General features: G+C 59.8%; 8 protein-coding genes. 2 read left to right on the top strand and 6 right to left on the bottom strand.

Going from position 1 to position 9,299, the window contains the following annotated elements; translation table 11 throughout:
- The 6 genes from ACLD1Y_RS30560 to ACLD1Y_RS30585 form a co-directional block, all read right to left on the bottom strand.
- Positions 1-1,491 (bottom strand): 8-oxoguanine deaminase, encoded by a 1,491-nt coding sequence (locus ACLD1Y_RS30560; protein WP_429481374.1) that lies wholly within the window; start codon positions 1,489-1,491, stop codon positions 1-3.
- Between the two features lie 156 nt (positions 1,492-1,647).
- Positions 1,648-2,334 (bottom strand): SDR family oxidoreductase, encoded by a 687-nt coding sequence (locus ACLD1Y_RS30565; RefSeq protein ID WP_429481375.1) that lies wholly within the window; start codon positions 2,332-2,334, stop codon positions 1,648-1,650.
- Between the two features lie 34 nt (positions 2,335-2,368).
- The gene (locus ACLD1Y_RS30570; protein ID WP_429481376.1) at positions 2,369-2,950 is read right to left on the bottom strand and encodes an IMPACT family protein; all 582 of its coding nucleotides are present in this window, start codon (positions 2,948-2,950) and stop codon (positions 2,369-2,371) included.
- A gap of 12 nt (positions 2,951-2,962) precedes the next feature.
- Positions 2,963-3,622 (bottom strand): TetR/AcrR family transcriptional regulator, encoded by a 660-nt coding sequence (locus ACLD1Y_RS30575; protein WP_429481377.1) that lies wholly within the window; start codon positions 3,620-3,622, stop codon positions 2,963-2,965.
- Between the two features lie 87 nt (positions 3,623-3,709).
- The gene (locus ACLD1Y_RS30580; protein ID WP_429481380.1) at positions 3,710-5,104 is read right to left on the bottom strand and encodes a uracil-xanthine permease family protein; all 1,395 of its coding nucleotides are present in this window, start codon (positions 5,102-5,104) and stop codon (positions 3,710-3,712) included.
- 79 nt (positions 5,105-5,183) lie between these two features.
- The gene (locus ACLD1Y_RS30585; protein WP_429481378.1) at positions 5,184-6,104 is read right to left on the bottom strand and encodes a LysR family transcriptional regulator; all 921 of its coding nucleotides are present in this window, start codon (positions 6,102-6,104) and stop codon (positions 5,184-5,186) included.
- 125 nt (positions 6,105-6,229) lie between these two features.
- Here ACLD1Y_RS30585 and ACLD1Y_RS30590 point away from each other — a divergent pair, with 125 nt between their 5' ends.
- Positions 6,230-7,579, top strand: coding sequence for an aspartate aminotransferase family protein (locus ACLD1Y_RS30590; RefSeq protein WP_016977052.1), 1,350 nt, complete (start codon positions 6,230-6,232; stop codon positions 7,577-7,579).
- A gap of 39 nt (positions 7,580-7,618) precedes the next feature.
- Positions 7,619-9,112: a CoA-acylating methylmalonate-semialdehyde dehydrogenase gene (locus ACLD1Y_RS30595; protein WP_429481379.1), complete on the top strand. Its 1,494-nt coding sequence runs from the start codon at positions 7,619-7,621 to the stop codon at positions 9,110-9,112.
- Positions 9,113-9,299 lie beyond the last annotated feature (187 nt).

Genomic DNA, 9,299 nt, shown 5'->3' on the forward strand with positions numbered 1-9,299 from the left:
TCAAGTTCCAGCGATCAAGGCTCTAGCCGCCTGGGTGTGATCGGCGATCAAACCTTTCAAGTCCAAACCTTCGACCTGGCCATCAATCACTCGCCATTTACCCGCCACCATCACCCGGTCCGCCCGATCCGCACCGCACAACAACAGTGCCGAGANAGCCGCCTGGGTGTGATCGGCGATCAAACCTTTCAAGTCCAAACCTTCGACCTGGCCATCAATCACTCGCCATTTACCCGCCACCATCACCCGGTCCGCCCGATCCGCACCGCACAACAACAGTGCCGAGATCGGGTCATGGCTGCCGGAGAACCGCAGTTCGTCGAGTTTGAACAACGCCAAGTCTGCCTGTTTTCCTACGGCCAGCTCACCAATATCCGTACGCCCCAGCAACTGCGCCGAACCTTTTGTCGCCCAGCCCAGCACGCCTTGCGGGGTGATCTTTTCCGCGCCGTAACGCAGACGCTGGATATACAGGGCCTGGCGCGCTTCAAGGATCATGTTCGACGCATCGTTGGAGGCGGAGCCGTCCACACCCAGCCCGATAGGCGCGCCGGCGGCGAGCAAGTCGAGGGTGGGGCAGATACCGGACGCCAGGCGCATGTTCGAGCTTGGGCAATGGCAGATGCCGGTGCCGGCCGCGCCGAGGCGTTCGATTTCGTCCGGGTTGAAGTGAATGCCATGGGCCAGCCAGGTGCGTGGGCCGAGCCAGCCGACGCTGTCGAGGTAGTCCACGGTGCGCAGGCCAAAACGTTGCAGGCAGAAGTCTTCCTCGTCGAGGGTTTCCGCCAGGTGCGTGTGAAGGCGTACGTCGAGGCTGTCAGCCAATTCGGCGCTGGCGCGCATGATTTCTGGCGTGACCGAGAATGGCGAGCACGGCGCCAAGGCAATCTGGATCTGTGCGCCATCGCCGCGCTGGTGGTATTCGTGGATCAGGCGTTGGCTGTCGTCCAGGATGACTTGGCCTTGCTGCACGGTTTGTTGCGGGGGCAAACCGCCATCGGCTTCGCCCAGGCTCATGGAACCCCGGGTGAGCATGGCGCGCATGCCCAATTCGCGCACGCTTTGCACTTGAACGTCGATGGCGTTTTCCAGGCCGTCAGGGAACAGGTAGTGATGGTCGGCGGCGGTGGTGCAGCCTGAGAGCAATAGTTCGGCCAGTGCCACTTTAGTGGCCAGGGCGAGTTTTTCCGGGGTGAGGCGTGCCCAGACCGGGTACAGGGTTTTCAGCCAGGGAAATAGCGGCTGGTTGACCACCGGCGCCCAGGCGCGGGTCAGGGTTTGGTAGAAATGGTGGTGGGTGTTGATCAGGCCGGGGAGGATGACATGCTCGCGGGCGTCGAAGATTTGGCCGCACGGCACGCTGGGTTCGCGGCCCCAGCCCAGCACTTCGGTGATCACACCATCTTGCAGCACCAGGCCACCACGGGCGTCGAGGCCATTGGCAGTGAAAATCGCGAGGGGGTTTTTTAACCAGATACGGGTCGCAGGCATTGGCCGGCTCCTCTGAATGATGGGTTCAGGTTTGCCAGCTCAGTGTTGCCCTGTCTGCTGATCCAGGGTCGCCGGTGAAGGCGAGGAAGTAGATTACGTGTAGTTCGAGATCTCGTCCATCTGTAGGCAGATAGACGAGATTGGTGTGGGAGGAAGTTACCAGGCGATGGTGTCGCCTTTGTAGTCCACAAAGTGATGGCCGCCCTTGCCGGTGTAGGCATTTACCTGGTCTACCAGGCCACGCACGCTGGTGTCGACATCGATGTGGGCGTTTTCGCCGCCCATGTCGGTCTTCACCCAGCCCGGGTGCAGCGACAATACGGTGAGTTTTTGGTCGCCCAGCTGGGTGATGAAACTGTTGGTCATGGAGTTGAGTGCGGCCTTGCTGGCCTTGTACAGCGCCAGATCCGAACCGTCGGGGATGGTCACGCTGCCCAGCACCGAACTCATGAAGGCCAGTACGCCGCTGTCTTTGCGGATCTGCCCGACAAAACGCTGGGCCAGGTTGATCGGCGCCACGGCGTTGGTGAAGAAGAGTTGACCGACCTCCGCCAGGGTGGCATGGCCAGGTTCCTGGTTGGCAGGGCCCTTGACGCCGGCGTTGACGAACAGCAGGTCAAAGGTGCGTTCCTTGAGGCGCTGGCTCAGGGCGATCACGGCTTGCTGATCGTCCATGTCGAGTTTCTCGACCTGTACCGGGCCGACGGCTTTCAGCGCATCGGCCTTGCTTGGGTCACGCACGGTGGCGGTTACGTCCCAGCCGTCATGGAGCAATTGCTTGACCAAGCCAAGGCCCAGCCCACGGGAGGCGCCGATGATCAGTGCGGTTTTTGGCGTAGACATGAAAAGCTTCCTTTGGCGTCGCGGTTCAGGGAGTTCAGCGTTGCAGCAGGATACGCCCACGGCTGAGGTCGGCGAGTTGAATTTGCAGGGTGTCGATATGCGCTTCGCCTACGGCGAGTTGTAGCTCGACGCCGTTGGCGGTGAAGGATTCTTCCACCACCAGCCCGCCCAACTCGGCAACGCGCAGTTTCACCAGGTTCAATTCGGCGAAACCGCAGGCGCAACTCAGCGGCACGCGGCTGATCAGTTCGATACGTTCGGCGGTTTGCAGGCACTTGTTCGCGCCACCGCCGTAAGCACGGGCGAGGCCGCCGGTGCCCAGTTGGATTCCGCCGTACCAGCGAATCACCAACACCGCGACTTGATCAAACCCTTGCGCCTCAATGGCCGCCAGGATCGGTCGCCCGGCCGTTCCGCCGGGTTCGCCATCGTCATTGCTGCGGTATTGATCGGCCAACTTCCAGGCCCAGCAGTTGTGTGTGGCGTTCAAGTCGCTGTGCTGCTCGAAAAACGCCTGGGCGTCTTGCGGGCTGGCGATCGGTGCGGCGAGGGTGATGAAGCGGCTTTTGCGTATTTCTTCACGAAATTCACAAAGGCCGGTAAGCGTGAAAGACATAAATCGCTTCGTTTATAGGGCGGGCTTGACGCCACAGCCTTTGAGAATGATGTGGATCAGGTTGGTGCCGGCGTCTTCCATGTCCTGCTTGGTCAGCTTGGTGCGGCCGGTGACGCGGCAGATTTGGGTGGCGAAGTCGGCATAGTGCTGGGTGCTGCCCCACAGCAGGAAGATCAGGTGCACGGGATCGACAGGGTCCATCTTGCCGGCATCCATCCAGGCTTGGAACACGGCGGCACGGCCGCTGAACCATGCGCGATAGTCCTGGTTGAAATATTCGGTAAGGCATTCGCCACCGCTGATGATCTCCATGGCGAAAATTCGCGATGCCTGGGGGTGGCGCCGCGAGAATTCCATCTTGGTGCGGATATAGCGGGTGAGGGCGACGGCGGGGTCATCCTCGGCGGTCAGCGCGTTGAAGGTGCTGTCCCACAATTCGAGGATATTGCTGAGCACGGCGATATACAGGCCCAGCTTGTTGGTGAAGTAGTAGTGCAAGTTGGCTTTGGGCAGCCCGGCACTGGCAGCGATGGTGTTCATGCTAGTGCCTTTGTAGCCATGGCGCGCGAATTCGTCTTCAGCAGCCTGGAGAATCGCTTGTTCGTTCTTTTGCCGAATGCGACTGGCGGGTTTTCCGGTGGGGTTGCTGTGGGCAGGAACTTCGAGGCTCATGGAGGTTTCCGTGCAGATCGATAGAGACGACGTGTGCACAGATAACCCACCAACAAGCCCCAGACAAGTCCCGATGCAATAAAACCGTCAAAGCGGTTCGAGTGTGTCGCTTTCCGATGTGTGGTTTGCGGCAACGCTGCTGGCCTTGGCCTCCGGTAGTAACAGGCACAAGACGATGGCTGTCAGGCCGCCGCTGGTGATGGCCGAGTCGAACAGATTCTGCACCAGGGTCGGCATCAAGTGCAGCAGGTTGGGTTGGGCGGCAATGCCCAGGCCTACGCCAAACGAGGTGGCGATGATCAGCATGCTGCGCCGGTCCAACGGCGCCTGGGCGAGGATGCGCACGCCGGCGGCCGCCACACTGCCGAACATCACCAAAGTCGCTCCGCCCAGCACGGGCTTGGGGATTTGTTGCAGCACCGCGCCAATCAACGGAAACAAACCGAGGCAAAACAGCACCACGCCGATATATAAGCCGACGTAACGGCTGGCCACCCCGGTAAGTTGGATCACGCCGTTGTTCTGCGCAAAGGTGGTGTTGGGGAAGGCACTGAACGTGGCGGCGATCATGCAACTGACGCCATCACCGAGTACCCCGCCCTTGAGCCGGCTTATATAGGAGGGGCCGCTGATAGGCTGGCGGGCGATCATGCAGTTGGCGGTGAGGTCGCCGACGGTTTCGATGCTGCTGATCAGGTAAATCAGCGCGATCGGTAGGAAAGCGCTCCAGTCGAAGTTGAAGCCGAAGCGAAAGGGAATCGGCAGGCTGACCAAGGGCAAGTCAGGCAGGGCTTGGGGCACGAGTTTGCCACTGAACCAGGCGGCCAGGCTGCCAAAGGCCAGGCCGATGATGATGGCCGAGAGGCGTACCCATGGTGTGTTGGAGCGGTTGAGCAGGATGATCGTCAACACCACGAACACGCCCAGCGCCAGGTTGGTTGGGGCACCGAAATCTGGGGCGTTGAAACCACCGCCCAAGTCGGTGATGCCCACCTTGATCAAGCTGATGCCGATCAGGGTGATGACAATTCCGGTCACTAACGGTGTGATCACTCGGCGCAGCTGGCCAATAAAGCGGCTGAGCACGATCTGCACCACCGCGCCGAAAAAGCACACGCCGAAGATCATTGCCATGATGTCTTCCGGGCTGCCGCCGCGTTGCTTCACCAAAAAGCCCGCCGACAACACCGCGCCGAGAAAGGCAAAACTGGTGCCTTGCAGGCAGATCATCCCGGCGCCGATGCCAAATGGCCTACGTGCCTGGATGAAGGTACCGACACCGGAAACCATCAACGCCATGCTGATCAGGTAGGGCAAATGTGCGGTCAGGCCCAGGGTGGAGCCGATGATCAGCGGCGGGGTGATGATGCCGACGAACGCGGCCAATACGTGTTGCAGTGCCGCCAACAACGCGGGGGCGGGTTTTGGACGGTCGTTCAGGCCGTAGATCAGATCGCTGTTGTTGGAAGATTCTGGTGGCATGGCGGGCAAGCTCAAGGTCTATGTCCTTGTGTTCTTGCAAAAAGCTGTCCAACTGCTCAGCTTTTGCGCCGAGGCTGAATTAGCGGGTGGCTGCGAGACTTTCCAGGAAGCTTTCCAGCACCAAATGGGGGCGACGGCCTTTGCGCGTGACCGATGCGAGGCTTAAATCGTAAAAACGTGTAGTAGGTTTCAGCGCACGCAGTCGGCCTTGTTGCACCCACAGGCTGGCGTAATGGTCTGGCAAGTAGCCGATGTAGCGGCCGGTGAGGATCAGGAACGCCATGCCTTCGCGGTCGGAGGCGCTGGCGGTGCAGTTGAGGGCCTGGTAATGGGCCTGGATCTCGGCGGGCAGGCGGAAGGTGGGGGCGATGGCGTCCTGGCTGTCGATGCGTTCGTCGCCCAGTTGCTTGTCGTCGGCATAAAACAGCGGGTGGCCGACAGCGCAATAGAGCAATGAACGTTCACTGTATAGCGGCTGGTATTCCAGCCCAGAGAGCGCGCTGGCCTGGGGGACCACGCCGACATGCAGGCGGCCGTCGAGCACACCTTGCTCGACTTCGTTGGGGGCGATCATGCGGATCTGGATCTGAACGTCGGGGCCGCGCTCCTTCAACTGCGCCAAGGCATGGGTGATACGCATGTGGGGCAGGGTGACGAGGTTGTCGGTGAGGCCGATGATCAGCTCGCCGCGCAGATGCTGGTGGAGGCCGTTGACCTCGGTGCGGAAACTTTCCAAGGCACTTAATAGCTGCAAGGCGGACTGATACACCTCGCGGCCTTCTTCGGTCAGGGAAAAACCGGCACGGCCGCGTTGGCAGAGCCTTAAACCCAGGCGTTGCTCAAGATCGCTCATTTGCTGGCTGATGGCCGAGCGGCCGATGCCGAGGACGGTTTCTGCTGCCGAGAAGCCACCGCATTCCACGACGCTGCGAAAGATACGCAACAGGCGGATATCGAAGTCACTGACTTGGGCCAGGGGGTCGGGTCGGCGGCTGCTCATAGTTTAGTGAAGGCCTGACTGAAGGTTAGAAAAGTTGAATTTCACCGACTTTATCCCCGTGGCAATTTAGCTGCAACAACGCTTTTCAATCCCGACGCTGCCTTTTGCCCTGCGAGGTTTTGCTGATGAACATGCCCGAAAACGCCCCATCGTCCCTGGCCAGCCAACTGAAGTTGGATGCGCACTGGATGCCTTACACCGCCAACCGTAACTTCCAGCGTGACCCGCGCCTGATCGTGGCCGCCGAAGGCAGCTGGTTGACGGATGACAAGGGGCGCAAGGTGTACGACTCGTTGTCGGGTCTGTGGACGTGCGGCGCCGGGCATACCCGCAAGGAAATCCAGGAGGCGGTGGCCAAGCAGTTGGGCACACTGGACTACTCGCCGGGCTTCCAATACGGTCATCCATTGTCCTTCCAACTGGCGGAAAAGATTACCGACCTGACCCCGGGCAACCTGAACCACGTGTTCTTCACCGACTCCGGCTCCGAGTGCGCCGATACTGCTGTGAAGATGGTGCGAGCCTACTGGCGACTCAAAGGCCAGGCCACCAAGACCAAGATGATCGGCCGCGCCCGTGGCTATCACGGTGTGAACATTGCCGGCACCAGCTTGGGGGGGGTGAACGGTAACCGTAAGATTTTTGGTCAGGCGATGATGGATGTTGACCATCTGCCCCACACCTTGCTGGCGAGCAATGCGTTCTCTCGGGGTATGCCGGAGCAAGGTGGCATCGCGTTGGCGGATGAGTTGCTCAAGCTGATCGAACTGCACGATGCGTCGAACATTGCTGCCGTGTTTGTCGAGCCCATGGCCGGTTCCGCTGGCGTGCTGGTGCCACCGCAGGGTTACCTCAAGCGTCTGCGCGAGATTTGTGACCAGCACAACATCCTGCTGGTATTTGACGAAGTGATTACCGGTTTCGGCCGAACTGGCTCGATGTTCGGTGCCGACAGCTTCGGCGTGACCCCGGACCTGATGTGCATCGCCAAGCAAGTCACCAACGGCGCGATCCCGATGGGCGCGGTGATTGCCAGCAGCGAGATCTACCAGACCTTTATGAACCAGGCGACGCCTGAGTACGCGGTGGAATTCCCACACGGCTACACCTATTCGGCCCACCCGGTTGCGTGCGCAGCGGGCTTGGCGGCATTGGACCTGCTGCAGAAGGAAAACCTGGTGCAGAGCGTAGCCGAAGTCGCACCGCACTTTGAGAATGCGCTGCATGGTTTGAAGGGCAGCAAGAACGTGATCGACATCCGCAACTACGGCCTGGCTGGCGCGATCCAGATTGCCCCGCGTGACGGTGATGCCATCGTGCGTCCATTCGAGGCCGGCATGGCCTTGTGGAAAGCCGGTTTCTACGTGCGCTTTGGTGGTGACACCCTGCAGTTCGGGCCAACCTTCAACAGCAAGCCGCAGGACCTGGATCGCCTGTTCGATGCGGTCGGCGAAGTGCTGAATAAGATCGACTGATTTCTCCTTCTATATAGAACAACTTTTCAGGAGCCCTGCATGAGCCTTATCCAGCATTTGATCAACGGTGAGTTGGTCAATGACAGCGGTCGTAGTGCCGACGTGTACAACCCATCTACCGGCCAGGTGATCCACCAAGTGCCGTTGGCCAGCCGCGAAACTATTCAACAGGCAATCGACTCGGCCAAGGCGGCTTTCCCGGCCTGGCGCAACACACCACCGGCCAAGCGCGCCCAGGTGATGTTTCGTTTCAAGCAATTGCTGGAGCAGAACGAAACGCGTATCTCGCAGCTGATCAGCGAGGAGCACGGCAAGACGTTGGAAGACGCTGCTGGCGAATTGAAGCGTGGGATCGAGAACGTCGAGTATGCGTGCTCGGCACCGGAGATTCTGAAGGGCGAGTACAGCCGTAACGTAGGACCGAATATAGATGCCTGGTCGGATTTCCAGCCACTGGGTGTGGTCGCGGGCATTACCCCGTTCAACTTCCCGGCGATGGTACCGTTGTGGATGTATCCGCTGGCGATTGTTTGCGGCAACTGTTTCATCTTGAAACCATCGGAGCGTGATCCAAGCTCGACGCTGTTGATCGCGCAGTTGCTGCAAGAGGCTGGTTTGCCTAAAGGCGTGCTTAGTGTTGTGCACGGTGACAAGGGCGCGGTGGATGCATTGATCGAAGCGCCGGAAGTCAAAGCCCTGAGCTTTGTGGGCTCGACGCCGATTGCCGAGTACATCTATTCCGAAGCGACCAAGCGCGGCAAACGTGTGCAGGCGCTGGGCGGCGCGAAGAACCATGCGGTGCTGATGCCAGATGCGGATTTGGATAACGCAGTCAGTGCCTTGATGGGCGCGGCCTATGGCTCTTGCGGTGAGCGTTGCATGGCGATCTCGGTGGCCGTGTGCGTGGGAGACCAGGTGGCGGATGCGTTGATTGCCAAGTTGGTGCCGCAGGTCAAGGCGCTGAAAATTGGCGCTGGGACCTCTTGTGGCTTGGACATGGGGCCGTTGGTGACTGGTCAGGCGCGGGACAAGGTCAGTGGCTATATCGAAGACGGTGTGGCGGCGGGGGCTGAGTTGGTGGTTGATGGGCGTGGCTTGAGTATTGCCGGGCACGAGGAAGGGTTCTTCCTGGGGGGAAGCCTGTTTGATCGGGTGACGCCTGAGATGCGTATCTATAAGGAGGAGATCTTTGGGCCGGTGCTTTGCGTGGTTCGGGTGAACAGCCTGGAAGCGGCGATGCAACTGATCAACGACCATGAGTACGGCAACGGTACTTGCATCTTTACCCGTGATGGTGAAGCGGCGCGTCTGTTCTGTGACGAAATTGAAGTCGGTATGGTGGGTGTGAACGTTCCGCTGCCAGTACCGGTGGCGTATCACAGCTTTGGCGGTTGGAAGCGTTCGCTGTTTGGCGATTTGCACGCTTACGGTCCGGATGGGGTGCGGTTCTACACTCGTCGCAAGGCGATTACCCAGCGCTGGCCGCAGCGGGCCAGTCATGAGGCGTCGCAATTCGCGTTTCCTAGCTTGTAACTTGAGCTGAAAGCCGGCCCCTGGGGCCGGCTTTCGCGTTTCTGGGGCTTTTTTGACCTGTATGACAGAAATGTGAAGAAACAGGTTGACGGCAGATTCTGGATGTCTATAATTCGCCCCACTTCCGGCGCAGTCGAAACGGAAAACTCCTTGGTAAACAATGAGTTATGTAGGTTTCGGTAGCAGG

This window comes from Pseudomonas sp. 18175 (genome assembly GCF_050432925.1).
GTDB lineage: Bacteria > Pseudomonadota > Gammaproteobacteria > Pseudomonadales > Pseudomonadaceae > Aquipseudomonas.

Excerpts from the sequence above, each read along its gene's own strand:
- ACLD1Y_RS30565 (WP_429481375.1), bottom strand. The coding sequence starts at position 2,334 with ATGTCTACGCCAAAAACCGCACTGATCATCGGCGCCTCCCGTGGGCTG.
- ACLD1Y_RS30570 (WP_429481376.1), bottom strand. The coding sequence starts at position 2,950 with ATGTCTTTCACGCTTACCGGCCTTTGTGAATTTCGTGAAGAAATACGC.
- ACLD1Y_RS30585 (WP_429481378.1), bottom strand. The coding sequence starts at position 6,104 with ATGAGCAGCCGCCGACCCGACCCCCTGGCCCAAGTCAGTGACTTCGAT.
- ACLD1Y_RS30595 (WP_429481379.1), top strand. The coding sequence starts at position 7,619 with ATGAGCCTTATCCAGCATTTGATCAACGGTGAGTTGGTCAATGACAGC.
- ACLD1Y_RS30575 (WP_429481377.1), bottom strand. The coding sequence starts at position 3,622 with ATGAGCCTCGAAGTTCCTGCCCACAGCAACCCCACCGGAAAACCCGCC.
- ACLD1Y_RS30590 (WP_016977052.1), top strand. The coding sequence starts at position 6,230 with ATGAACATGCCCGAAAACGCCCCATCGTCCCTGGCCAGCCAACTGAAG.
- ACLD1Y_RS30580 (WP_429481380.1), bottom strand. The coding sequence starts at position 5,104 with ATGCCACCAGAATCTTCCAACAACAGCGATCTGATCTACGGCCTGAAC.